At 46.5% G+C, this 325-nt stretch carries 1 pseudogene; it reads right to left on the minus strand.

Annotated features, from left to right (window positions below):
* Positions 1–325, minus strand: a pseudogene (locus tag CWC16_RS19470) (IS701 family transposase); the annotation flags it as partial.

Here is a 325-nt window from a genome sequence, read left to right on the forward strand (position 1 = left end):
CATATGACGACCAGTGGGGTCGGTGTAATAGAGAGTAACGAGGTTGATTCCCTTCACTACCCGATGGTGTTTTCCTGACCAAAAGTGGCTAACCAAAGCCACAGAGTTGCTATAGGGTTTATCGAGAACACTGTCATCAACACTCAGGGTGCCACCAACAGGACATAAGTCTTGAATCGCCTCATCGAACATATCTTTTGGTTGGTAATCCTCGCGGTGAAGAAAGCGGTTAGCGCTATCGTGAGAAATACCGGTCACCTCTGCCAACCTTGTGCAGGTTGATGATTTTGGTTCACTTATCAAAAAGCCCATGTATTGTGAAAGG

The organism is Pseudoalteromonas sp. S3776, from assembly GCF_005886915.1.
GTDB lineage: Bacteria > Pseudomonadota > Gammaproteobacteria > Enterobacterales > Alteromonadaceae > Pseudoalteromonas.